At 45.7% G+C, this 25,519-nt stretch carries 25 protein-coding genes; 17 read left to right on the plus strand and 8 right to left on the minus strand.

From position 1 onward, the window contains the following. The first annotated feature begins 2 nt into the window (after positions 1–2). The 6 genes from EYB58_RS21290 to mltG all read left to right on the plus strand — a co-directional run bounded on the left by EYB58_RS21290 (position 3) and on the right by mltG (position 6,060). A complete protein-coding gene (locus tag EYB58_RS21290) occupies positions 3–968 on the plus strand; it encodes an RnfABCDGE type electron transport complex subunit D (protein ID WP_111958628.1) in 966 nt (321 codons plus the stop codon). Next, complete coding sequence (gene rnfG / locus EYB58_RS21295) at positions 961–1,542, plus strand: RnfABCDGE type electron transport complex subunit G (RefSeq protein ID WP_111958626.1); 582 nt, start codon at positions 961–963, stop codon at positions 1,540–1,542. The genes EYB58_RS21290 and rnfG overlap by 8 nt, the downstream gene beginning before the upstream one ends. 24 nt (positions 1,543–1,566) lie before the next feature. Next, positions 1,567–2,175: an electron transport complex subunit RsxE gene (gene rsxE / locus EYB58_RS21300; protein WP_111958624.1), complete on the plus strand. Its 609-nt coding sequence runs from the start codon at positions 1,567–1,569 to the stop codon at positions 2,173–2,175. Between the two features lie 18 nt (positions 2,176–2,193). Further along, positions 2,194–2,769, plus strand: a complete 576-nt coding sequence (locus tag EYB58_RS21305; RefSeq protein ID WP_111958622.1) for an electron transport complex protein RnfA — start codon at positions 2,194–2,196, stop codon at positions 2,767–2,769. A 31-nt stretch (positions 2,770–2,800) separates the two neighbouring features. Beyond that, positions 2,801–4,885, plus strand: a complete 2,085-nt coding sequence (locus EYB58_RS21310) for an FAD-dependent oxidoreductase (protein ID WP_111958620.1) — start codon at positions 2,801–2,803, stop codon at positions 4,883–4,885. 116 nt (positions 4,886–5,001) lie between these two features. Beyond that, positions 5,002–6,060 carry an endolytic transglycosylase MltG gene (gene mltG / locus EYB58_RS21315; protein WP_111958617.1) on the plus strand — a complete coding sequence of 353 codons (1,059 nt, stop codon included), beginning with the start codon at positions 5,002–5,004 and terminating at the stop codon, positions 6,058–6,060. Between the two features lie 11 nt (positions 6,061–6,071). Here the strand turns inward: mltG and EYB58_RS21320 are convergent, their stop codons facing one another. Then, positions 6,072–6,746 carry a Smr/MutS family protein gene (locus EYB58_RS21320; protein WP_111958672.1) on the minus strand — a complete coding sequence of 225 codons (675 nt, stop codon included), beginning with the start codon at positions 6,744–6,746 and terminating at the stop codon, positions 6,072–6,074. 37 nt (positions 6,747–6,783) lie between these two features. Here EYB58_RS21320 and EYB58_RS21325 point away from each other — a divergent pair, with 37 nt between their 5' ends. Further along, the gene (locus EYB58_RS21325; RefSeq protein ID WP_242637471.1) at positions 6,784–8,820 is read left to right on the plus strand and encodes a ribonuclease catalytic domain-containing protein; all 2,037 of its coding nucleotides are present in this window, start codon (positions 6,784–6,786) and stop codon (positions 8,818–8,820) included. A 137-nt stretch (positions 8,821–8,957) separates the two neighbouring features. Here EYB58_RS21325 and EYB58_RS21330 read toward each other — a convergent pair whose 3' ends face one another. The 3 genes from EYB58_RS21330 to EYB58_RS21340 form a co-directional block, all read right to left on the minus strand. Further along, positions 8,958–10,208: an IMP cyclohydrolase gene (locus EYB58_RS21330; protein ID WP_111958615.1), complete on the minus strand. Its 1,251-nt coding sequence runs from the start codon at positions 10,206–10,208 to the stop codon at positions 8,958–8,960. A gap of 1 nt (position 10,209) precedes the next feature. Continuing rightward, positions 10,210–10,893 carry a hypothetical protein gene (locus EYB58_RS21335; protein ID WP_111958613.1) on the minus strand — a complete coding sequence of 228 codons (684 nt, stop codon included), beginning with the start codon at positions 10,891–10,893 and terminating at the stop codon, positions 10,210–10,212. A gap of 82 nt (positions 10,894–10,975) precedes the next feature. Next, on the minus strand, positions 10,976–11,686 hold the full coding sequence (locus EYB58_RS21340) for a YkgJ family cysteine cluster protein (protein ID WP_111958611.1): 711 nt from the start codon (positions 11,684–11,686) through the stop codon (positions 10,976–10,978). A 51-nt stretch (positions 11,687–11,737) separates the two neighbouring features. Here EYB58_RS21340 and EYB58_RS21345 point away from each other — a divergent pair, with 51 nt between their 5' ends. From EYB58_RS21345 to EYB58_RS21355, 3 genes are all read left to right on the plus strand, one after another. Then, the gene (locus EYB58_RS21345; RefSeq protein WP_423201864.1) at positions 11,738–11,941 is read left to right on the plus strand and encodes a carbon starvation CstA family protein; all 204 of its coding nucleotides are present in this window, start codon (positions 11,738–11,740) and stop codon (positions 11,939–11,941) included. A 12-nt stretch (positions 11,942–11,953) separates the two neighbouring features. After that, a complete protein-coding gene (locus EYB58_RS21350) occupies positions 11,954–12,133 on the plus strand; it encodes a hypothetical protein (protein WP_111958609.1) in 180 nt (59 codons plus the stop codon). Between the two features lie 113 nt (positions 12,134–12,246). Beyond that, positions 12,247–12,627: a hypothetical protein gene (locus EYB58_RS21355; RefSeq protein ID WP_111958607.1), complete on the plus strand. Its 381-nt coding sequence runs from the start codon at positions 12,247–12,249 to the stop codon at positions 12,625–12,627. A 1-nt stretch (position 12,628) separates the two neighbouring features. Here the strand turns inward: EYB58_RS21355 and EYB58_RS21360 are convergent, their stop codons facing one another. The 4 genes from EYB58_RS21360 to EYB58_RS21375 all read right to left on the minus strand — a co-directional run bounded on the left by EYB58_RS21360 (position 12,629) and on the right by EYB58_RS21375 (position 16,958). Next, the gene (locus EYB58_RS21360) at positions 12,629–12,931 is read right to left on the minus strand and encodes a hypothetical protein (RefSeq protein ID WP_111958605.1); all 303 of its coding nucleotides are present in this window, start codon (positions 12,929–12,931) and stop codon (positions 12,629–12,631) included. A 502-nt stretch (positions 12,932–13,433) separates the two neighbouring features. Beyond that, positions 13,434–14,795 carry a sigma-54-dependent transcriptional regulator gene (locus tag EYB58_RS21365; protein ID WP_111958603.1) on the minus strand — a complete coding sequence of 454 codons (1,362 nt, stop codon included), beginning with the start codon at positions 14,793–14,795 and terminating at the stop codon, positions 13,434–13,436. After that, a complete protein-coding gene (locus tag EYB58_RS21370) occupies positions 14,792–15,520 on the minus strand; it encodes a coiled-coil domain-containing protein (RefSeq protein ID WP_111958601.1) in 729 nt (242 codons plus the stop codon). The genes EYB58_RS21365 and EYB58_RS21370 overlap by 4 nt, the downstream gene beginning before the upstream one ends. A gap of 103 nt (positions 15,521–15,623) precedes the next feature. Further along, positions 15,624–16,958, minus strand: a complete 1,335-nt coding sequence (locus tag EYB58_RS21375; RefSeq protein WP_242637473.1) for a HAMP domain-containing sensor histidine kinase — start codon at positions 16,956–16,958, stop codon at positions 15,624–15,626. Positions 16,959–17,269: 311 nt separating this feature from the next. Here EYB58_RS21375 and EYB58_RS21380 point away from each other — a divergent pair, with 311 nt between their 5' ends. From EYB58_RS21380 to EYB58_RS21405, 7 genes are all read left to right on the plus strand, one after another. Further along, complete coding sequence (locus EYB58_RS21380; protein WP_111958599.1) at positions 17,270–18,415, plus strand: DUF362 domain-containing protein; 1,146 nt, start codon at positions 17,270–17,272, stop codon at positions 18,413–18,415. Positions 18,416–18,417: 2 nt separating this feature from the next. Next, positions 18,418–19,413 (plus strand): DnaJ domain-containing protein, encoded by a 996-nt coding sequence (locus EYB58_RS21385; RefSeq protein ID WP_111958597.1) that lies wholly within the window; start codon positions 18,418–18,420, stop codon positions 19,411–19,413. A gap of 118 nt (positions 19,414–19,531) precedes the next feature. After that, entirely contained in the window at positions 19,532–20,146 is a 615-nt protein-coding gene (locus tag EYB58_RS24320; protein WP_242637474.1) for a TonB-dependent receptor plug domain-containing protein, read from the plus strand. Continuing rightward, positions 20,112–21,560 carry a TonB-dependent receptor plug domain-containing protein gene (locus EYB58_RS21390; RefSeq protein WP_242637475.1) on the plus strand — a complete coding sequence of 483 codons (1,449 nt, stop codon included), beginning with the start codon at positions 20,112–20,114 and terminating at the stop codon, positions 21,558–21,560. The genes EYB58_RS24320 and EYB58_RS21390 overlap by 35 nt, the downstream gene beginning before the upstream one ends. A 39-nt stretch (positions 21,561–21,599) precedes the next feature. Continuing rightward, a complete protein-coding gene (locus EYB58_RS21395) occupies positions 21,600–22,184 on the plus strand; it encodes a YfiR family protein (protein ID WP_242637476.1) in 585 nt (194 codons plus the stop codon). After that, positions 22,181–24,292, plus strand: a complete 2,112-nt coding sequence (locus EYB58_RS21400) for an ATP-binding protein (protein WP_111958593.1) — start codon at positions 22,181–22,183, stop codon at positions 24,290–24,292. Before EYB58_RS21395 ends, EYB58_RS21400 begins: the two co-directional genes overlap by 4 nt. Positions 24,293–25,053: 761 nt before the next feature. Beyond that, on the plus strand, positions 25,054–25,344 hold the full coding sequence (locus tag EYB58_RS21405) for an integration host factor subunit alpha (protein WP_111958591.1): 291 nt from the start codon (positions 25,054–25,056) through the stop codon (positions 25,342–25,344). The last annotated feature ends 175 nt before the right edge of the window (positions 25,345–25,519 follow it).

The following is a 25,519-nucleotide window of genomic DNA, read 5'->3' on the forward strand; positions in this document are numbered from 1 at the left end:
CAATGACAAACACTAAACTGATCGTTTCCCATGCCCCTTTCTGGCATAACGGAGACACCCTGTTTCAACAGAATCTGAATTTCATTATCGCCCTTATACCGGCCGCACTTTTCGGTATTTTACATTTTGGTGCGCCTGCTATAGGGGTGTTGACCCTTGCGACGTCATCAGCCATGCTCTGGGAAGTAATCATGTCGGTCCTCTCCAAGAAAAAAATGGCCATAGGCAATATGGAATCCGCAGTCATCGGCCTGCTGTTCGGTATGATGGTTCCGGCCACAATGCCTTGGTGGGTTGTAATCACCGGCACATTTATAGCAGTAATCCTGGGAAAATTTGTATTTGGTGGTACCGGCGGTAATCCTTTCCACCCAACGCTGGTCGGTATTGCCATTCTCACGATGTCCTGGCCCGCTTTCTTAGACTTTGATACGGCTTATGTATCGTACCAGTTTGATTTTACTGCCCTTGCACCCTTGGTCGCGCTGAAATCCCAGGGCACATCCGCTCTGGCCTCATTTTCCAATTATGATCTACTCATGGGCAATGAAGTAGGCGGTATTGGTTCCACCTTCGGGCTTGGCATCATCATAGGCGGAATTTATTTGATGCTAACGGGCTATTCCCGCTGGGAAATTGTAGTGGCGTTCATTGCTGGGGTATTAATTACCGCAACAATTTTCTTTGCGCTCCATCCCGACGCATATGCCCCCCCCCTGTTTCACCTGTTTGCAGGGTATACCCTTTTAGGTGCCTTCTTCCTGGCTGTGGAAAATTCATCTTCACCAGTTAATCGCATTCCTATGCTGATTTACGGATTTTTAGGTGGATTTATGGTTATCCTGGTCCGCAATATCGGTATTTATCCGGACGGAACGGTCCTGGCCATCTTGTTGATCAACCTTATCAATCCGCTGATTGATATAATAAGACCCAAAGCACTTGGAAAGGGGGTATCCAATGCGTGAGATGTTAAGTATGATAGTGGTGCTAACCGTTCTTACGGCAGTATCCGGCGGCCTCCTGGCAGCTGTTAAGGTGAAAACTGAGCCTCAAATTGAAGAACAGGTACTTAAATTTCAAAAAGCGCCTGCCATCGAAGCAATTTTTGCGGATGCCACCAATGACCCTATCCAAGAACGATTTAACGTCAAGGCTGAAGGCATTGAACTACAGGTTTTTCCAACCACTTTGACAGATGGGGTAAAAGCTGTTGCATTTGAAGCAAAAGGAACCGGATTCGGCGGTCCCATCGGGTTGATGATGGGTGTAAACCTTGACACCGATGAAATCATTGCCGTTCGGGTGACCACCCACTCTGAAACACCGGGTATCGGTTCCAGAGCCAAAGAGGACCTCTCTTTTGTCACCCAGTTTGCCGGCATGACCATGGCATCAAATTTTGGTATAAAAAACCAGGGCGGCGACATTGATGCCATGTCCGGGGCTACGGTGACATCCGTTGGTGTCAGCCAGGCCGCAGTGGCAGCCCAGGATTTATATAAGAAACTGAAACCTGAAATTGTTAAACATATGAATTAATAAGGTCGTTCAGGAGAGATAATTATGGCACAATCCCTGGTAAAAGAATTCACAAAAGGACTTTGGGTTGAGATACCTCTATTCCGCCTTGTCCTTGGGCTATGCCCCGCCCTTGCCGTGACCAAAACGTGTGAGAACGGCATCGGTATGGGAGTGGCGACTACCTTTGTCCTTTTGTTCTCAAACATTTTAGTCTCCATGCTTAGAAATATAATCCCCACCAAGGTCAGAATTGCCTGCTACATCGTTATTATTGCCACCTTTGTAACCATCGTGGAATTCATGATGCAGGCATATATGTATGAACTGTTCCTGAAACTGGGTATTTTCATTCCTCTAATCGTTGTAAACTGTATCGTACTTGGCCGGGCCGAGGCATTTGCCGGAAAAAATACCGTGCTGCCGTCTGCTGCCGACGGTCTTGGCATGGGTATTGGGTTTACCTTAGCACTGTCCTCCCTTGGGGCGGTACGCGAGCTTATCGGTGCAGGCACCCTGACCGTGTGGGGCGGTACCCCGCTGTTTACAATCGGGCATGGCTATATTCCCTTTCAATTCATGGTTGAAGCTCCGGGCGCATTTATCGGCCTGGGCCTGATGCTCTGCCTGATGAACCTCATCGGACAAAAATAAGGTAAGGAGATTTATAACATGGGTGATTTATTTGTTCTGGCAATTAGCTGCATTTTCATCAACAATATTCTCCTTGCTCAATTCTTAGGCAACTGTCCCTTTTTGGGTACCTCCAAAAAGATGGAAACTGCTGTGGGCATGGGCATGGCGGTTGTATTTGTTCTGGTCATGGCAGGCATGATAACCTGGATCGTAGACACGTATCTACTTAAAGCGCTGGATGTTGAATTTCTACGGACTGTGTCCTTTATTTTGGTTATAGCCTCTCTGGTTCAATTCGTGGAAATGTTTTTAAAAAAGAGTATCCCGGGGCTGTATGCAGGCTTGGGCATATTTCTTCCACTGATTACAACTAACTGCGCGGTGATGGGCGTGTGTCTGATCAACATCAAGGACGAATACAGCTTTATTGAAGCCTTGGTGTCCTCGTTTTCCTATGCCGTGGGTTTTGGTCTTGCCCTGGTTCTGTTTGCAGGCGTCAGGGAACGGGTCATCCTCGCCAGGGTGCCCAAACCTTTACAGGATACCTCCATTGGTCTTATGACCGCCGGCATGATCGCATTGATCTTTACCGTCTTCAGGGGCATGGTTTAGTTTAACACAAAAAATAATATAAGGTGATTGTATGATTCCAGCTATACTGCTAATGCTGGGCATTGGCGCAACATGCGGCATCGTGCTCAGTCTTTCCTCCAAAATCTTTTATGTGTATGAAGACCCCAGAATTGCACAGGTAGAAAACAATCTTGCAGGCGCCAACTGCGGTGGCTGTGGATATGCGGGTTGTTCTGCAGCCGCAGAAGCCGTTGTGTTAGGCAAGGAACCCCCAACCGTTTGCGTTATCAATTCCAAAGAAGGGGTTGAAGCTGTTTCTCGTATCATGGGTGTGGATGCGGGTGCTGCTGAAGCTCCGTTATCCTACAACATGTGCGAGGGCGGCAACCGGGCTGCTAACAAGTACCATTATATGGGTGTGTCATCATGCAAAGCCATGGCCGCTGTCTTTGGCGGACACAGGGTTTGTACAGTTGGTTGCATTGGTCTTGGGGACTGTATCAAGGCATGCCAGTTCAGTGCGCTTCATATGGGACCGAATGGTTATCCCGTGGTTGATGACAATAAATGCGTTGGCTGTGGCGCCTGCCAGAAAGCCTGCCCCAAAGATATTATTCAAGTCAAGACCCTGAGCGAAAAACTAATGGAATTCAACCAGGAGCAAGGTGCTTTGGCACCGTGTTCCCAGACTTGTCCTGCTGAAATCAATATTCCAAAATATATCAGTGAAATAAAAGCCGGTAAATATGACGAAGCGGTTCAGACCATACGCATGAGAAACCCCCTTCTCCTTTCCTGCGGAAGGGTATGTCCTCATCCTTGTGAAGATATGTGCAGAAGAGGTATTGAGGATGAACCGGTTTCCATTAACCAGCTCAAACGCTTTGTTGCTGACTATGAAATGAATTCTGGTTCCCGGATCCCGATTACCTGTGCCCCTGATACCGGTAAAAAAGTGGCTGTAATTGGCGGCGGACCTGCCGGACTTTCCTGTGCATATTTCTTAAGACGGATCGGTCATCAAGTCGATATTTTTGACGCTATGCCAAAACTTGGCGGTATTATTAGATACGGCATCCCAGAGTACAGACTTCCTAAAAAGGTTCTGGATTGGGAAATCCAGGGAATTCTCGATTTAGGAATAAATGCCTTTACCCAAGTTAAATTCGGATCAGACTTTGGACTAAGCTCTTTGGTAGCCACGGGATACCACGCCGTTTTCATGGGAATTGGTGCCTGGAAAGATTATGCCCTTGGCATTGAAGGGGAAGACCTTAACGGATGCTATAAGGGAATTGACTGGCTTTCGAAATTTGCTAGTGGTCAGGAAATGAAATTAGGGAAAAGCGCTGCTATCGTCGGTGGTGGAAACAGTGCCATTGACTGCGTCAGGACACTGATGCGGCTGGGTCTTGAAAAAGTGTACATTGTTTACAGAAGAACCCGGAATGAAATGCCTGCCAATGCAGTGGAAATTGTTGCAGCAGAAGAGGAAGGCATTGATTTTGTATTCCTTGCAGCCCCCACACGGGTCATTGGAGATGATGAGGGCAAAGTTAAAGGCCTTGAATACCTGCAGATGGAACTAGGTGAACCGGATGCATCCGGTAGAAGGCGGCCTATACCGATTGAAGGGTCTGAAACGGTACTGGATGTTGATATGGTCATCTCTGCCATTAGTCAGGCACCGGACCCCTCTTTTAAGGACAATGATTCAACTCCGAGAATGAAAGATCTGGAGATGACCCGTTGGAATACCATTGACAACAATCCTGAAACCCTGCAATCTTCAATCCCATATATTTTCACTGGGGGGGATTCTGCAACCGGGCCTTCCCTTGTTGTTACTGCCATTGGCGGCGGAAGGCGTGCAGCCCGCTCCATTGACCTGTTCCTGAAAGGAAAACCGGTTGAACCGGTCGAAAATTCCTTACAAGGAAAAAGAATCCCTGAATCTATTTTCAAAAAAGTTGACGGCATAACGCCCAGCAAACGGGCTAAAATGCCGGAAATACCGGTTAGCCAGAGGCTGGATTCAATGATTGAGGTCGATCTGGTTCTGCCCGAAGACCAGGCTCTTGCCGAGGCCGATCGCTGTCTGAACTGTTGCAGGATCTGCTACAATCCTGATACAGAATTTCCCATTGCCAAATAATTTGGCACCAAGAAAAAGTTAAACATACGGGTCTGACCGCATTTGCGGCAGACCCGTTTTAATTTCAACGCTTAAAGACAAACACATAATTAAACGATTCCCAAGAAAAAATTGAAATGCCGAAACAGGACCAATCGCCAAAAAAAAAGCCGGATAAGCCCCATAAAAAGATAAAAAAAACCGTCTTGTTTTCGGCTATATTCTGTGTGTGCTTTGCTGCGGTAGCCGGTGCCGCTATGCTTTGGATGTTTTTTTTTATTAAGGCCCCCGCAGGGACACGTTCTCAACCGGTTACCTTCACGGTATCTTCCGGCCAACATTTATCCATCATAGCCCAAAATCTTAAAGACCAGGATTTAATTTCAAATCTAATTGCATTTAAACTTTATGTCCGAATAAAAAAGGCAACGACTCGGATAAAGGCCGGAGAGTACGAAATGAACACCGGTATGAGCCCACAAACCATCGTAAACATTCTAACGTTAGGTAAGAACAAACTATACCGGCTAACGATCCCCGAAGGGCTGAACATGGAAGAAATTTCGACGCTCGCCCAGGAAGCCGGTTTGTGTTCCCGGAAGCAATTTTTATCTTTATGCAATGATCTTGAATTTATCAATCAGTTGGAATTACCGGGTATGACATTAGAAGGCTATTTGTTTCCGGATACCTATTTTTTTTCCAAGGAGACCGACTGTAAAACCTTAATCAAAAAAATGATATATACCTTTAACAAAACATTTAATGACAAGTGGAAAGCCCGAGCGAAAAAGATAGGCTTAAGCGTCCATGAAGTTATCATCCTTGCCTCAATAATTGAAAAGGAGACCGGCAATGGGAAAGAAAGGTCTATCATTTCATCGGTCTTCCATAATCGACTAAAACGCCAGATGCGACTTGAAAGTGACCCTACAGTAATTTACGGGATTTCTGATTATCACGGAAGAATTCGATATAAACATTTAAGGCGTGTCACACCCTATAACACCTACAAGATAAATGGACTTCCGGCCGGACCCATTGCCAATCCAGGCGCCCAAGCCCTAAAGGCAGCCCTGTATCCTGCCCAGACAAACTACCTTTTCTTTGTATCAAAAAACGACTCCACGCATAAATTTTCAACCAACCTGAAAGACCACAACAAGGCAGTTAAAAAATACCAGCTTAACCAGTGACTACCCCAGATTTAATGATCAAACCTTTTAAGATAAACAAGCACGGCACCGAATTTTGATTTCTTTGCGCCCTCCCATTTAAAATATAGGACAATATTTTCCTTTTTCATCTCCTTTAGCAGGTCCTCCACCACATGGGGAAGCACAGGAGCGCCCTCGGAGTGAAGTCCTTTGCCCACAATAATGCGCAGTGTAAAAAAACCCTGAACATGGGCACTTGAAATAAAAGAGCGGGCTTTGAGCTGGGCGCCGATGGCTGTGAACCCGTGGAGGTCAAGATTTGCTTCGGGTGGCGGGTAACGCTTGAGCCTTCGTTTCAAGGGCATAGGCTTAGGTGTATGGCGGGGGGGACGATTATGTTCAAGAAAGGCTTTCAGCAGGGTTGAAAACGGCTCTTTGGATTCAGGCGCTGTCAGCCCCTGTTCTGCAGTCTTATCATCAGATGACGTATGGTGGCCAATATTTTTATTCATCCAGGTCTCATAATCATCCAGAAAAGGCAGGCCATGTTTATTTAAATTTTTTTTGGGTTCAACAGAATTTTTTAACTTCTCCTTATTTTCTTTTAAATCCTCTTCGCCATCCATTAAAAATGCTTCTATAAAATCTGTGTCCGATGCCAGCTTAGGCAGATCCTTTTTATGCTTTAATTTTTGTTTATTTTTCCTGGTATTTTTCTTTGTCATAATAGCTATCTTACTTGAAAAACAGGTTGTTTTCAAGGTGCTACCTTTGTTTGCCGGATTTGACTTTAATGCACCTTCCTGCTATTGTCCCTGCATGAATATTGGCAACATTGTTGAATATATAGACCAGCAAAAAATTATTTCTGCGGTTATTTTAAGTGAAGCAAAAGGAAAACTTCGGCTGCTCAATGAAAACAGTCGGGAAGTCAGCTTTTCCGAAAAACGTCTTGCACATGTTTCCGAGACAGAGCTGGATACAAGACTGCCCAAAACAACTTTGGTATCCCACCTCAAACAGGTAACAAAAACCCGCAGAGAACTATCAGCGTCTATTGATATCAAGGGTTTATGGGAAATCCTTCATGATGATCCCCAGGAAATTGATATTTCCGCCATGACGTTATTCTGCTTTGACCCCCCTTTGACCCCAGATCACGAAGCAGCCGTTATTCGAGCCTTTTTTAATGACCGCCTCTATTTCAAATTTAACAAAGTAATTTTTTTACCTTTCACACAAGCTCAGGTTGAGGCAAAAAAACGGCAAATCAGGGATGAAGAACGAAAGAATGCCCTAATCACAAAAGGCGCAGATTGGCTGGTCCGGCTTCGGGATCAAGATGATGTCAGTGAAGAACAGGATCCTGTTCTCCTGAAAATTTTAAAAGACTATTATATTTTCGGCAATGATGCAGAAAAAGCATTTATAGCAAAAAAAATCATCAAACAAGCAGGCCTTAGCTCCCCTGATCGATTGTTTGAACTTTTTGTAAAAGCCGGTATCTGGGATGTGGATGAAAACCTGGACCTGTTATCCCTGCAAATTCCCACTTCATTTTCAACCAAGGAGAGCCAGGCAGCTGACCAACTGTGCAAAACTGCCCCCCTGGTATATAACGATCCCAAGCGCAAGGATCTGACAAATCTGCCCTTAATTACCATTGACGGCCAGTCCACCCAGGATTATGACGACGCCATCAGCCTTGAAACAACGGAAAACGGATATCGGCTTGGCATTCATATTATTGATGTCGGGGCCTGCATCCGTAACGGGGACACTATTGATATGGCCGCCAGGGAGCGTGCCTCGTCCATTTACATGCCCGACGACAAACTGCCCATGATTCCACCCAGTCTGTCCGAAGATCTGTGCAGTCTCAAGGAGGGTCAGTTGCGGCCGGGGGTTTCAACCCTGGTACAGATGAACCGTTTTTTTGAAGTACAGGACTATCAAATTGTTCCTTCGGTGATCAAGGTTCACCAGCAGATGAGTTATACCGAGGCCAATATTGTAAACGGTAAAAACGACCCCATCACTACACTTTACAAAATGGCAACCGTACTGCGGGAAAAACGGCTCAAAGCCGGGGCCATCCAGATCACCCTGCCCGAGGTCAATGTATGGCTGGATGACAATAAAAATATCCATTATACAAAAGTGGACCGGGAAAATCCGTCCAGGATGCTGGTCTCAGAGATGATGATTCTGGCCAACACCCTGATGGCTGAATTTTTAAAAAATAACGACATGCCTGGGGTTTTCCGCTCCCAAGCTCAGCCTAAACAACGTATTTTCAAGGGTATTGAAACGGAACTAATGCCCAATTTCCTCCAGCGCAAACAATTAAGCCGGGCTGTTATCACCACCCATGCCGAGCCGCATGCAGGCCTTGGGGTACCTGCCTATGTTACCGCCACCTCCCCCATCAGGCGCTACCATGATCTGCTTACCCAGCGCCAGATCAAAGCGATATTAGGTATCGGCACCCCCTATTCATCCAAGGACCTTGACAATATCCTTGCATCTATTTCCGTTGCTGTGTCCAATACGGGACGCATCCAGGCAGCCCGTAAACGCTACTGGGTGATCAAATATCTGCAGGATTTAAGAGGAGAAAGCTTTGAAGGACTGGTGCTTGATGCATACAGGGACCATTACAACGTTTTGCTCAAGGAATTCATGCTTGAATCCAGGCTACCGACATCCGGGCTCAAACTTAAATCAGGAGACCGGATTCAAGTAACAATCCAGCATGCGGATGCACGGCGCGGTCAGTTGACGCTATTTGCTGTCTAAGCCCAATGTTCATACACTCAAGCTGAGCTGAGACTGTTGTTTACCATGAAGAACATGGAGAACACGAAAAATATATACCGGAAAATAAATCTTCATGCTCTTCATGGCTTTGTTTTAATTTGGAAGCATCTTGACGTTTAGTGTTTAAAACTTCTCTGGCCTGTGTATACCATGCTGGCGCCATTTTCATTGCAGGCCTCAATGGACTGGTAATCATTCATGGAGCCGCCGGGCTGGATAATGGCTGTTACCCCCTGTCGCAAACCCACATCAATGCCGTCCCTGAACGGGAAAAAAGCATCTGAGATCATGGAAGAACCAATAAGCCCACCCTTTTGTTTTGCCACATCCGCTTCAATTTCGGCTTTTTTATCTTCATCGGTCATGTCGGCAAATGAAATATTGTAGCGTTCAAAGCAGTATCGGTCACACAATTTGCGATAGGCCTTGTCCACGGCGATTTCCGCAACCCCCACCCGGTCCTGTTCACCGGTGCCGATACCCACAGTGCAGTTGTCCTTGACATATATTACGGAATTAGACGTAATACCGGACTCCACCAGCCAGCCAAAAAGCATATCCTCGTATTCCTGGTCCGTGGGTACCCGGTCTACTTTATATGTTGTTCCCTTGTAGTCTGTGGAAGCAATAAAAAGATCTTCTTTTTTGAGTGTCTTGGGCACAAATGACCACTGGGCCACAATGCCGCCGTCCATAAGGCTTTTGAAATCCACCACCCGCTCACCAATAAAGGATTGTAGTTTGTCCATGGCGTTGATCCGGATCACACGCAGATTTTTCCGCCGACCCAGAATCTCAATGACCCCATCCTCAAACTCCGGAGCCACCACCACTTCAGCGTACTGATCGGCAATGCCTTCGGCGGTTGCTTTGTCCACGGCCTTGTTCAGGGCAATGCATCCGCCAAACGCCGCGATACGATCTGCCATATAGGCTTTGGCATAGGCCTGTTCCAGGCTGTCCGCCCGGGCAGCCCCGCAGGGATTGTTGTGCTTAACAATGACGGCACAGGGGGTATCCGTAAAATACCGAAGGATATTCAGGGAGTTGTCTGCATCCGTTAAATTGGTTTTGCCCGGGTGTTTACCCGATTGCAGCAGTTCAATATCGGACACAAGATGTTTACCCGGCACGATGGTTTTTGCGTCTCCGAGTGCCAAATTCCCATTTACCAGCCGATATAATGCGGCTTCCTGGCCCGGATTCTCCCCGTAACGAAGGCCCTTTTCCACGCCATCAATAATCCAGGAGGCCTTTTCATAAAACAGGGTCTGCCGGCTATCTCCATTCACAAAGGAAATTTCCATGGCCGGAGTAAAATGGTCATCCATTATGGTTTTATACATTTTTTTAAGATCTGTGCTCATATCATTCCCCTGTTTTATAACACAATTGAACGTCTTGTTTTGAAAGTCCAGTCAGGTAATCAGCAATGGCCCGATCGTACTGGGCGGTATGCTCAAAAGCCTTGGATGCAAGTGAATATCGGTCTTTGAGCCCCAAAGCCCCGTCCTTTGTTTTAAGAACGTCCAGGATACCGTCATAGGATTTGGGATCCACCACCGAGGCCACCCGGATAAAATTTTTAGCAGCGGCCCGAATCATGGTCGGCCCACCAATATCAATATTGCCCCGGGCATTTTCCAGGGTAACATTTTCCTTGGCAATGGTCTGGGCAAATGGATAGAGATTGACCACAACCATATCAATGGGTAGCGCATGGGTTCTTTTCAGATCATTCTGGTGGGCAGTATTATAAGTTTCAGTCAAAAGGCCCAGATAAATTTTAAAATCAAGGGTCTTAACAAGCCCTCCCTGGGTTTCGGGCTGGCCGGTATAATCAGAGACCTGTTTAAGGTTGTCTTGGGCATCAGATCCAAGAATCTCTTTTATTTTGGAATAGGTTCCGCCGGTGGATAAAATGATGATATCCGGATTGATCCCAAGCAGCTCCGGAATGAATGTCGCAAGTCCGCTTTTATCGGATACGCTGACCAGAACAGTCTTAATTTTCACCAAATCATCAATGCTTTCTACCACGTTTTTCGTCATGGTTGTTCCTTCTCGTATATAATTAGGTTGGTGCTATATATTTTAAATGCAGGCATGCTTTAACCCATTCTTACGGGTGAAGTCAAGTTGAGGAGCTGTCATTTTCCCGGATCATGCGTCCAAGAGACTGAACAAGAGTTCGGGTCTTTTCGACATGCTCAGGCGGAATCATAAGCGCAGGAATCTTTAAATTTTGGGCGATTTCGGAAATCTTGTCATTCTCCTTCAATCGATTACAACCCAAGGCATTCTTTCCTGCATATTCCAGCAGATCAAGGAAGCTGCCGTATACACCACCTGCATCCAAATGTTCCACAAACTGCATGAAAATAGTTGTTATGGTTAATGCAAGAAAGGGCATATCCGCCTGCCCTGTCTGCCGACAAGGGGTTGTGGACATCATCACCCGACACCCCAAGGGGCGGACAGGATAGATGGAACAAATCCCATCTTCAAGCAAAGGACAGGTTCCCCAGGACGGATCGTTTTCTTCCTCATCGGCATCACGGCCCTCCATACAGGCCAGAGCAAATCCGTTGGTGGTCTGAAGAGGCCGGTACCGGCGGCTTTGCCCGGCACGGTCCAGCCGCACACGGATATCGTCCAGCGCCCCGGCATCCAGACGGTCTTGGATATAGGCAATTTCAAGACCTGTGGCCGTGACATTACAGGTACAGCAGTCTGCACACTGTTTTGCGCAGGCAAATGGAAATGCAGCCATAGCCGTGTCAAACAAGGCGTAGATCTCCTCAAGGGTCTTAACAGCTTTATCGAATTTTGCAATACATGTCATGGGCTATTTTAATCAACCAAAAAGGAGAACGCAAACATAAACGCTTTATCAATCATGATCCTATCCTTTGCAGGGTATCTTATCATGTACAACCTTTACGGTCGATACATCGGCAAAAAGATATTCAACCTGGCCCAGAAAGCAGGTATCCCTGCCGTAGAAATGGAAGACGGGGTGAATTATGTGCCCACTAAAAAAGAGGTGATCTTTGGGCATATTTTTACGTCCATTGCCGGCACAGGTCCCTTTGTATGACCGGCCATTGCCATGATGGTGCTGACCATCTGGGCGCTTCTCCTGAATCAGACCACATATGGCGCCAACCACAATGTACTGTTGCAAACAGTGAACGGCATCAGTCTGGTGCTGGCTGTCTGGATTTTTATTGAAGGCCTGATCAAAATTGCAACGGTGAAAATCAATGTAAACGATTATAAATACGAATGAATGAATAATCTTTCTGGGTAGGATGCTTCCCGCCCGGAATCCTAATTTTTCCATGGTTTCTGATTTAAAACGTTTAAAACTAATAGCACCCCTTTAAGCCTCTTTACTGGCTGATGACAGGTCCGGCTGTATTCATTCTTGCATGCCTTCTTGTAACCCGTAATTTCAGCGGACTACCCCCGGCTCCCACCATCCGGCAGTTGCCTGAAATCTGGCATGCGATCCTTTTCACAAGCGCTGCCGTTACAGCCATTGCAGGGCCTATCATGATACGGGTGATATTTGCCCATAGGGTCAGACAAAACACCCGGGTGCAAATTTCTGCAATCACAACACTCCGGGCGAAGGATCAAAGAACCACCGATCCCCTTCGCCCATGCCGAATTTTGATGGATCATCTACCCTACTGTACCCATCCTCTGGTGGGAATTGGCACACTGACCCGGTTTACCAGGCAGTCTGATCTTAATCTGCCTGGAGCATTGAGAAAATAAATTATTCACCGACCTTTTCAATGTCCAAACCGATCATAAAGTGATCTTTAAATCCACTGGGTGTACCGTCAAGGATATATTTAATGCGAGTAGGTTTACGAACTGCAGGAATGGTCTTGTCCTGGTAATGAAAAATCATGGGAACAAGGTCACCGCTTTTAAGACTCTCCAACGCCCTTGAGTGCTTTGTCACCAGAGCGAAAAAAGGCTCTGATTCATTTTTTCTCAACTTGAACTGATAAAAAATTCCCGGATTATCCAGTTGAAATTCAGCACTGAAATACATATTGTCCTCCTGTTGCATCTTCACTGATCAATAGCCTCCTTTTCAAACTTTTACAAAACACATAACTATTATTTTTATATCTTCAAATTCAATTAGGATTTAATGAGAACGTCAGCAACTTATGTACCATCCGCCCCTGCCCCAAAAACACAAAAAAATTCAGGCAGATCTAAAAGGTTATTTTCAGGATAAAAACCCCCCTATCAAATAGCAGGTATCCGGTTACCAAAAAGGTGTTAAAAGTTACGAAAATTGCATCTTGGTATCAAAAAACGCCTGGAAGTGATTGTTCCAAAAACATGATACGAACAAAATTGATACCCGTGAAGATTAGGTACTCGGAAAAAATAAATGTTACAGATTTTGCGCCGATTTTTATTCGTATTCAAGATGCAACCCAGTCATCATATTGTTCCTGGTGCACTGAGTCGCAACGAAAAATACGGATAAGGAGGCAAATAAAATAGAGGATTTATTTTTTCCCGTGTTCCTCATTTCGTAACCATGACGCCTTTTTACTTTATTTATAGACTGTAGGATCAATATCGTACTTTCTGACCTTATAATGCATGGCCCGTTTACTGATACCCAAAAGATCGGCCGCATCTTTTTGAACTCCCCTTGATTCTTTCAAGGCCCTTATAATGGTATCCTTTTCACTCTGTGCAATGGAAAACGCCTGGGAATTGGGCAGATCTGAAGTCAGTACCGCATTTGCCCTGATGCTTTCAATCTGAAGGTCCCATGGTTCAATAACCTGATTTTGGCACAGAACAGCCCCGGCTTCAATGGTATTTTTCAATTCCCGGACATTGCCGGGCCAGGGATGTTCTTCCAGCACTTTAACTGCGGCATCGGAAATACGTAACTGATCAGTACCGTGTATCTGGCCATAGTTGCCGGCGAAGAACTCGGCCAAAGGATAAATATCTTCTTTTCGCTCCCGCAAAGGCGGAATGGTCAGGGTGATTCCCTTGAGCCGATAGTACAGATCCTGTCGGAAGCTTCCCTCATCAATGGCCTGGGCAAGATCGGCATTGGTCGCGGCAATCACCCGACAGTCCACAGATGTTTCTTTTACCGCGCCTACCTGGCGGATTTTTTTATCCTCCAGGAATCTTAACATACGGCATTGCATGTCATGGGAGATATTGCCGATCTCATCCAGGAAAAGAGTCCCGGAGTGCGCGGCCTCGATAAGCCCGACCTTATCCTTTACGGCATGGGTAAACGCCCCTTTCAGATGGCCGAACAATTCACTTTCAAGGATACCTGCCGGCGTTGATCCACAGTCCACAACCATGTAAGGCTGTTTTTTTCTTGGGCTATTTTTGTGAATACATCCGGCAATACACTCCTTACCTACCCCACTCTCCCCGAGAATTAGCACGTTGACCTCGGTGACAGCCACCTTTTTTACCGTGGTATAAAGATGCTTCATGACAGCGGACTTTCCCCAGTAAAATCCGGATTCAAACAGAGGCACAGGTCCCGTGCCGACACCTGTGCCGCGCAAGGCTATCACAGCATTGATTTTTTCAATCAGTTCCAAACCGTCAAAAGGCTTGGAAATATAATCGGCAGCGCCCAATTTTATAGCATCCACAGCATCCGGTATGGTGCCGTAGGCAGTCAAAAAAATCACAGGCAGATCCGGCAGGGACCTACGTATATCAGTGAATAACTCCATTCCGCCTTTTCCCGGCATTTTTATATCTGAAAGCAAAAGATCTATGCCCTTCTTCGCTTTGAGAATCTGTTCAGCCCCTGCTGCATTCTTTGCTTTCAAGACCTTGAAGTTGGATGCGGAAAGCCTTTCCTCCAAGACTTCCAGGATATTGGGGTCATCGTCAACAATGAGTATTTTATATGCTGCCGTCACTGGTTCTCCCTTTGTTCCTGCCGTTCCTTATCAATTTTTTCAAGCACGGTTATCTGGTGCAAAAGATCAGTTATCCGTAACTCCTGCTCCATGTTCTGCTCTTCTAAGGCTGTTGTTTTTTGCCCGAGGGAATCAATTTTTTTTTGCATGTTAAGACGCTCTTTTTTATAAATTTCCTCTCTGGTATAAAGCGCATTAAGCTTTTTCAAAATACCCGACCGTTCGGATTCGAGCAAGACCATACCGTGGGCCAGGGCTTTCTCCAGCATCCCGGGGTGCATTTTTGACCGCGGATTGCAAACGGTTTCCCGTCCAGAAGGATACTGGCCCCCGGAAGTTGAAATCCGGCAGGGCAGTTGTGAAGGCAAAAGCAGAAGCTGCTCCACAGCGACTCTAAAGGCCGGGGCATTTTCGGCAAGGACCATGTCAAGACAAACATTTCCATAATGGCCGACTGCCTGACATTGTGCATCACGTTCATTTAAAGCAAGTTGTGAAAAAATCTGACGGGAAAGGGTATAATCTTCATTTAAATATGCCTCCTGACCTTGTATTGCCATCGTATTCCGGCAAACGACAGTGCAGACAGGTATCATGCTGCACCCGCTGAAAAACACCCCGATACACCCGATAAGAACCAGGGCCCTGAAAACAAGAAGGAAACGCTTGAGCACTCTTTCCATAAACAATTTCAGGTAAAAATCAGATATCCATAAAAACCGCATATAAAAAAATCCTTAAGATTCATTTATTAAAAGGTGTTGAAAACGAAGTCTCATTTTGACTATTATTTTCTGTAAAAGAGATCGTCGATTTCAATACCCTTTATTAAAACACTGGTAAAGTAAAGGAAAAAGTACACCCTTTATCCGGTTTATTCTCCACAAAAATTTTTCCGCCATTGGCCTGAATAATCCGCCGGGCAATATTTAAACCAAGCCCTACCCCGTCCATGTGTTTGCGAACCTCCCTGGCCCGGTAATATTTCTTAAAAATCAAATTTTTTTTATCGTCGGGAATCCCCGGCCCTTCATCACTGATACCACATGTCAGAAAATGCTTTCCCGGTCCACGGGTCAAACGGATATCCACCCGGCTGTTGTCCGGTGAAAATTTCAGCGCATTATCCAGGATATTTATAATGACCTGCATAATTTCCTTTTCATCGCCTCTGACCATGGGCGCCTGTCCAAGGGCCTTAAATTCCGTGCGGATGCCCCGGGTCTTTGCCCCGGGCGTAATACTTAAAATAGCGGATTGCACAAGCTGGTTGGGATCAAAAGGGGCAACCTGTCTTTTCTTAATACCTGAAACCAGGAAGGACGCATCCAGCAAGTGGTTTAAAAGGCCTGTAATCCGGGCAATCTCATTGCCGGAGATGGTTAAAAATTTCTTCTGCTTCTCATTGACCGGCCCAAGAACCTCTTCGGTCAACAAATTCACAGATTCACGGATGGAAGACAAGGGACTTCTGATTTCATGGCTTAAGGTGGCAATAAAATCCGAACGAATTTCGTCATCGGCTTTAAGTTGCCGGTTCATATCATTGAACGCCGCAGCCAGCTCCCCAAATTCATCGTTGGAAGTAATATCCATCTCATAAGTGTAATTATCATCAGAGACCCGCTTAAGCCCGGATTTCAATTTATTCAGGGGAACAATAATGGATCTGGAAATAAACCCAACGCCCATAACGCCCACCAGTATTGAAATACCAAACCCGATTATGCAGTTTCTTATCACTTGGCGGCTTAAACGGTTAATCAGGATCAGCGCCTGCTCAATTTTGTCTTCATTGTCCTTTCTGACCGCGGCAATGGTGTCCATCCATTGGTCCATCACATCGGCATCAATCCAGGTATAATCCTCACTCATAATTTGTTCCATGGATACATCCGACTTGATATAGCCACCAAAGGCCCGATCAATGTTACGCCAGTATCCCGCAGGTGTTTCCCGCCTTGCATCCAGCCCAATGATCTCGACAAGCACCTTTTGGTAATTGCGCCTGGCCGTTCCAAAATAGTCAAAATAAACATCTTTTTCCAGCAGTTTCAATTTCTTGATATTGGCGTCCATATCAAGAAGATTATTTTTAAGATCATTGGACAATACCGCAATCCGGTTGCTGATGCTCACAATCCGGGCAGAGGTATCGGACATTTCCCGAACCTTCATAAACAGGCCATAGACTGTGCCATAAAATATAAAGATAAAAAAAAAGAGAAAAATAAAAAGCTTTTTTGATATACCAGGTGTCATGAATATATTGTTACCATCTGCATAGGTGGAAGCCCTTTTAGCATGCCCGAACAGCCAAGTCAAATCCCGGCTGGGGCAAGCATATTTAGAGAATTTAATCAAAACCGCGACCAAAAGCAATCAACAACATTCACCTGTATTGAATTTCCATGATGGATACTTTATCTTTATGAGGTTAAGGGACTCAGAATAACGTAAAAAAGGAGAATTTAATGGGTGCTGATGTATTTTTCATGGACATAACCGCCACATCAAGGGAAAACCTGCCTGCCAAGTTGGAACGTCTGGTAACCACGGCAGGGCTTCACGCAATCCTGGACAAAAATGACCTGACCGCTGTAAAGGTGCATTTCGGTGAACAGGGAAATACGGCTTATATCCGCCCTGTCCTTATCCGTAAAATTATCCGGGCCATCAGAAAAGCAGACGCCACACCTTTTCTGACCGATGCCAACACCCTTTACGTGGGCACCCGCTCTGATGCAGTCTCCCATATCAAAACCGCTGTGGAAAATGGATTTTCATATTCATCCATGGATGCAGCCCCGTTGATCATTGCCGACGGCCTGTTCGGAAAAAGCGAGACTGCTGTAAGGGTGAATCTCAAACACAACAAGGAAGTATTTATCGGGTCGGAAATCATCAATGCCAACGCCCTAGTGTCACTGGCCCATTTCAAGGGACATGAGCTGTCCGGATTCGGCGGCACCCTTAAAAATCTGGGGATGGGATGTGCATCCCGCCGGGGCAAGTTGGACCAGCATTCCAATGTAAGTCCTAAAATCAAACGCAAAACCTGCATTGGTTGCGGCCTGTGTGCCCAACATTGCCCGGGGCAGGCCATAACCATTGAGAACAAAAAAGCCTATATGAATAAAACGGCCTGTATCGGATGTGCCGAATGTATTGTGCGTTGCCCCACCCAGTCCATCAACATCAACTGGAACCAGGATGTCCCCGTATTTCTTGAAAAAATGATGGAATATACCGCCGGCGTACTGAAAGATAAAACCGGGAAATGCCTGTTTGTTAACTTTATCACCAATATCTCCCCGAAATGTGACTGCCTACCCTATGCCGAGGCTCCCATCTGCAACGATATCGGCGTGGTGGCATCCTGTGATCCCGTAGCCATTGACCAGGCCAGTGCAGACCTTGTTAACCAGGCCCAGGGTCTTGCCTCTTCGGTGTTGACCACCCACCTGGACCCGGGGGAGGACAAATTCAAAGGACTTTATCCGCACGTGGACTGGGAACACCAACTTGCGTATGCCCAGGAGATCGGCCTTGGTAAAAGACGTTACAACCTGATCAAACTGGAGACCCTGGCATATAAAAATCCAGGGGCACACAGCTAACCATGTATCTGGCAAAAGTAAAAAAAAACGGACAGACCACCTATATCCTCCGGGAATCTGTCAGACAGGGTGAACAGATAGTGGCCCGGGACATTTTTGACATAGGTCCCTGCCCCGGAGCCTGGATTGATTATCCCGGCGGAAATGCCTGGTACTTAAATCCGGATCTGGAATCAAGGATTTCAAGTCTGGCCGGCACCTTTGACAGCGACCAGTTTGAAGACCTGTTCCGGCCTTTTATGCGACCCGCCATCCGCAGGGCCACCCAGACATTCAGGCAACGCGCCTTTAAGCAGTATACGCCGATGACCCGGGCGCAGAAAGAGACCATTGCAAGACAGGTTCATGCCTTTGACAAACGCCGGGCCCATTTTCTTAAATTCGGCAACATGGACCAGGGGCCCATGGTTAATATGCCGGCAGTAATTTTCAGGCAGTTACACAACAAATCCCGGGATGAAATTGAACAAGGCTTCATGGACCAGGAGCGGGTTTTAAAAAGAAAAGATCTTAAATCCTACATTTATACGGCGCTTGATCTCCATCGCTTTTTCAAAGGGTTCATGGCCAAGCAGATGCCCCATGCACTGGACCAGGATAAAGTAGAGGCATTTTTTATCCAGGAGTTATGTCTGCTGAATAAGGAACTTTTCGGACTGACCAGCCGGCTGCATGAATATTTGATCCGGTATGCCGTCATGTTTTTTGATCACACTTACGGGGATTCGGTGCTGTTGGATGATATGGTTAAAGATTTCCAGTTCCGTCAAAGAAGTCGCGGGTTTAAGCCGCCTGCGGCCACCCGGCAACTTGCGCTATCCCAGGCATTCAAAATCTTTAATCTCACGGCCAAGAGCTTGGAAACCATGGATAAAAAAGATCTCGCCCGAAAATTCAGGCGTCTTGCAAGACAACATCATCCGGACAGGGGCGGTAGCCACGACAGGTTTGTGGAACTTAACAACGCCTACCAGGCCCTGCTTGAAAAAATATCATAACGGTGAACATCCCGGAATTGATTGACAAGAAAAGGTGTTGACGTTAAATATGTAATTATTGCTTCAGATTATAGATGTTTCATACAAAATTATTCATAATCTAAAAAAGAGGATTCGGGTGTTACGCGTTTTCCTGAAAAAAATAATTCTGCCGCTTTTGTTTCTACCAGGTCTATTCCTTATTTTACCTGCCAGATGCCCAGCCGCACAGGACCAGGACCTAACTGAATTTTCCATTGAAGAACTCATGGACATCAAAGTAACGTCCGTGAGTAAAAAAAGCCAACGGCTGTCTGATAGTGCGGCCGCAATTTTCGTGATCACCCGGGAGGATATCAGACGGTCCGGTGCCACCAGTATTCCTGATGCCCTGCGCATGGCCCCGGGCGTGAATGTGGCACGCATTGATGCCAACAAATGGGCAGTAAACTGCAGGGGATTTAACAGCCGGTTCTCCCCAAGTCTTCAGGTGCTTGTTGACGGACGCAGTGTGTATACCCCCAGTTTTTCAGGCGTTTACTGGGAAGTAACAAATGTGCTGCTTGAGGATGTGGACCGCATTGAGGTGATCCGCGGCCCCGGAGCGACCATCTGGGGATCCAATGCTGTCAATGGGGTGATCAATATCATCACCAAGCGTGCCGATGATACCCAGGGGGGGGGTTTTACAGGCGTCTGCTGGATCAGTAGAAAAAAATATGGTCGCCGCAAGATATGGGGCCGGCATGGGTAAAGACAAATTCTGGCGGATTTACGCCAAACACAGGGCCAGGGATGAATTTGATCGTGTTTCCGGAGAAAATGCAAGTGACGACTGGCAGATCAATCAGGCCGGGTTCCGCATGGATGCCCAAATGTCTTCGGCTGACGATTTCACACTCCAGGGAGATATCTACGACGGGCATATCCACCAGGACCTCTATCTTTACAGTCAGGCGTCGCCATACATGGATGAATTTCCCGTAAAAACAAAGGTCTTTGGGGGTAATATCATGGGCCGGTGGACAAAGATACTTTCCGGGACATCGGAAATGTCTGTGCAGATGTATTACGATGTGATGCATCGTTCCGAGGATATGCTCAACGAAGACCGGCACAACTTTGATGTGGAATTTCAGCACCGCTTCGGGCTGGGTTTGGGGAATGATATTATCTGGGGACTTCGGCTGCGCCATTTATATGATGATTATTCAGGCTCAAAAGTTGCATATATGGATCCTATCAACAAAAGAAATCTTCTATACTCGGCCTTTATCCAAGATGAGATATCTTTACTTGAGGATAAAATTAAATTGACCATTGGTTCAAAATTTGAGCACAACGATTATACCGGCCTTGAAATTCAGCCTTCCACGAGGCTATTGTGGACGCCCGGTGAGCACCACAGGGTGTGGGCGGCCATTTCCCGGGCCACCCGGATTCCCTCCCGAATTGAAGCCGATGCGATCGTCTATCTCTCTGGAACGGATATCACCGGCAGCCCGTTCCCTTTGTATACCAGATTCGTAAACAATAAGGATCAATCGGCAGAAACACTGTGGTCATGGGAAGCAGGATACCGCTTTATCCCGCAACAAAACCTCTCAATTGATTTGGCGCTGTTTTTCAATGATTATCAAAATCTAAGGATATATTCACCGCAGGGTTCTGCCTATTTTGACGACGAGAGCCAAATGCTTATTCAGGATGTTGGGTTAAGCAACATGTCCAATGCCCAATCCTGGGGGGCAGAGATCTCCGTGGATCTGGCCACAAGCAGGAAAGTCAAATGGACCCTTGCTTATTCATTGACATTCCATGATTATGATAATGACGAGGATTTTGAAATCGATTTTGGTTTTACAAAACATCAAATTTCCTTGAGGGGCCGGTTTGATTTAACGAAAAATTTGACCCTGGACGCCTGGTTTAGATATGTGGGCAAAACAAAAGCAAATGACGTATTTTCAGACACTCTAATCTATGAAATTGACGATTACGTAACCCTGGATCTGCGCTTGGGATGGAAAATCCGGCCGGATCTGGAATTTTTCCTGACCGGGCAAAATCTGCTCCAGGACAGCCACCTTGAATTTGTCCAGGAAGCATTCAGTTATCCTGTGGAAGTCCCTCGTAGCGCTTATGCCGGACTGACCTATAAATTCTAACGACATGCCCTATTCCCCATGGCAATAAAAACAAAACGGATGCAAATTTTAAAAAATAAAGGAATACAAATATTCATCCCGGTCTGCATCTGTCAGTTTCTGTTATGTATTATTGCCATAGGAACAGTCCAGTCACAAAACCTTGAAGAATATAGGGTCAAGGCAGCCTTTGTTTATAATTTCACCAAACTCATTCAATGGCCCGAAACTGCATTTGACAGTGAAGGAAAGAACTTTAAAATAGCGGTGTTCGGTAATGAATATCTTAAAGAAGGCTTCCAGACCATTGACGGCAAAATCAGCACCGGACGCACCATATCCATCCAGTATCTTGACCCTGAAACTAATGATTATAAAAAAACGCTGGCAGAAAATCAGATTGTATTCATCAGCAGGCATACGCGTTTGCCACAAATCTTAAAAATTTTAAGTAATATTGGAGACAGACCGATTCTAACTATTGGTGAAGTGAAAAATTTCAGCCGGGCCGGGGGCATTATTCAGTTTTTCACAAGAGAGGATCATCTCCATTTTGAAGTTAATATTAACAGAGCTGAGGCACACCAGCTCAAATTCAGTTCCCGGCTGCTAAAACTGGCTGTTATCGTAAATGAAAAAGAATGAAACCCCAAAAAATATCAAAGCATAGCGTCGTTTCCATCAGGACAAAACTGATCCTGACCCTTGGGTTTACGGCATTACTGGCCCTTTTTATGATGGCCGCTTCCATGGTGGCCTATGAAACTCATAATGCCAGAAACAATCTGGTTGATGAACTTGTATCCATGGCGAACCTGATTGCGTTGAATTCTTCGGTTGCCATGATGTTCAATGACCGGAATGCGGCATTGGAGGATCTAAGCGCGTTGTCTGCAAAACAGGGCATTATCGGCGCAATCCTTTACGACACCCATGGGAAAATTTACGCTGAGTTCTCAAAAGGAGCCGTTTCCATTGACACGCTGGCCCATGAAGTCAAACAGGTATGCACACCAGGCATGTCCCCAATTGAAATAGTTACTGCCCAAAAAACGTTCAGCGGGGTTACAAACAGCCATACCCATGTGATCCTCCCGGTCAATTTTAAAGACAATTTTTTAGGGGCCATTCATTTGATTGATGATATGCAGCAACAGAAAAAAAGACTGGCTGCCTATTATCTGATTGTTGCGAGCATTGTTATCGTCTCGTTGGTAGTGGTCTTGATTCTGTCTTCGAAACTGCAGTCCATCTTCACCCGACCATTATTTGATGTCATTGATTCCATGCGGCAAGTGACCCAAAAAAAGGACTATCAGGTCAGGGTAAAAAAATATAGTGACGATGAGTTTGGTGTGCTTGTGGAACAGTTTAACCAGATGATTAAAGAAGTCCAGGCCAGGGACAACGCGCTAAAATCATATAGTTCAAGCCTTGAAGCCAGGGTCGAACAAAGAACCCAGGACCTGACCCAGGCCAAGGAAGCACTCGAGTCTACGGTCATTCGCCTGAAAAAGGCCCAGAAGAAGGCAGAAGAAGCCAGCCAGGTAAAATCCCAGTTCCTTGCCAACATGAGCCATGAAATCAGAACGCCCATGAACGGCATTATCGGCATGACGGAAATTTTGCTTTCGTCCAAACTTTCGAGTGACCAGGAAACATTTGCGATCAATATCCAAAAATCAGCCCAGATGCTGCTTGCAATCATCAGTGATATTTTAGATTTTTCCAAAATTGAAGCGGGCAAACTTGAAGTTGAATCCATTGCCTTTGATATAGGCAGCCTGCTGACGGACATTAAAACACTTCTGATGTCTGTAGCCAGGGATAAAAACCTAACGTTAACCGTTGAAATCCAAAAGGGTGCACACCTTTTCCTGATGGGAGACCCCACAAGAATCAGGCAGGTGCTGATTAATTTAGTGGGCAATGCCATAAAATTTACAGAAAAGGGGGGGGTAACCATCATGGTGTCCACGACCCTGATAGAGGACAGTGAATTTCACAGCGTTGGTGACCGGGAATCCCGGGTTGACCTGACCATTTCCATCAAAGATACCGGTATCGGTATCCCACCTAAAAAGCAACATCTCTTATTTACACCCTTTTACCAGACTAACGCCTCTTTTACGCGCAAATACGGAGGTACCGGACTTGGTCTTGCCATTTCATCGGATCTGGTGTCACTTATGGGAGGTACCATCAGGTGCACCAGCAAGCCGGGACAGGGAAGCATATTCTCTTTTGTTCTTCCTTTAAATAAGGCAAAACAAAGCGTTAATGAGATGTCTGTAGCCGTCAATACCCGTCCCAAAAAAACAGACAAGATCAATCTTCATGTGCTGGTAGCCGAAGATAATATCACCAACCAGGATGTTTTTTCAGCCATGCTTAAGAAATTTGGTTGCAGGGTGGATATTGCAGCCACGGGTGTTGATGCCAGAGATAAGTTCATTTCTTTAAAACCGGACATCATCCTCATGGACTGCCAGATGCCGGAAATGGACGGTTACCAGGCCACCCAGGAAATCAGAAGACATGAGACAACCCTTGACACCCATACCCCAATCATCGCCATCACCGCCCATGCCATGACGGATGATAAGGAGAAGTGCCGAAATGCAGGCATGGACGATTTTTTAACCAAACCCTTCATGATGAACGATCTTTTGGAAATACTAAAGAGATGGGGGCCTCATCCGAATCTGTCCGGCCCCGATTCTGCAGATATTGCCGACAACACGACCCGATAGTCAAACAGCGTAATATCTCCCGGCGCCTCCAGCTGTTCCTTAATCCGCTTGCGTTTTATTTGTTCTGCGGTCATCAGATATCTCATCTTTTTACCCCCCGGGGACTAAACAGATAAGCACAATATTTTTCATAAGAAATATATGTTAATCAAAAGTTTGTATCAAAAAAGTTCAATATTATTCTCTGGATCTCTCCCTTTGCCGTCTTCATTTGAAACGATAACATTTTCTTCGGATATATCGTCCAACTGGATAGGAATTTGATCAATGAAGAATGTTATTTCACCCAATTTCGCAACCAACGCTTCAAATTCGCCCCCAAAGAACCTGGAACATGGCTATAGCAAACCTGTTACAATATGTCCTTTGAATCGAATGTTCATCCCGGCAGAAAAAAGATTTTTATAAAAGTATCTATGGCATTCTAATGAATTACACCTGGCCCAAAATCGGATATTTCAAATACTTTAAACCCTGGGGCAGGCACCACCACAAGAAAACTCCATATCCAAGCCAGAACAGACAAATGATAGCCGGGAGAGTCATGATCCAAAAGCTATGACCATTACCAACAGACAGGATACACTGGGCCAGGTTCAGGGTGTTATGCTGGACATGGGGGATGATTCCCCGGATAAGGATTTTGAAAAAAAATTAGACAAAATTGATGTCAGGTCACCATCTAATTGCTTGACTCTTTAGGAAAATCGATTAATATATTCCAAGTTCTTTCAATCTAAACTAAAAAAAAGGCTGCAATTTTGACCTGTACCAAATCAACACTCATCGAAAAAATTTCAGAGACATTTGACCAAAACCCATCTCAGTCCAAAGAGGTCCTTGAAACCCTGATTGAAATCATGAAGTCCACCCTGGCTTCCGGTGAAGATATTATGGTTTCCGGATTCGGGAAATTCCAGGTAATTGAAAAGTCGCCAAGAAAGGGGAGGAATCCGGCTACAGGGGATGCCATGATCCTTGAAAAAAGGCGGGTTGTCACGTTTAAATGTGCGGGAAAGCTTAAAAATAGAATCAACGAAAAAATACAATAACAACCATGGGCTGACTTGGTCTATCAGCGTCCAGGCTCAGCCCATAACGAAACAAGAAAGTAATTCAACAACTTATTGAAATTTTCATATAACGGCCATGGCTGACCTGGTCTTTCACCGAGGTCAGATCACAACAAATCATGAAAGAAACTAATAGGTTAGTTCAATTCTTTCA

It is taken from the genome of Desulfobacter hydrogenophilus (assembly GCF_004319545.1).
Taxonomy (GTDB): domain Bacteria; phylum Desulfobacterota; class Desulfobacteria; order Desulfobacterales; family Desulfobacteraceae; genus Desulfobacter; species Desulfobacter hydrogenophilus.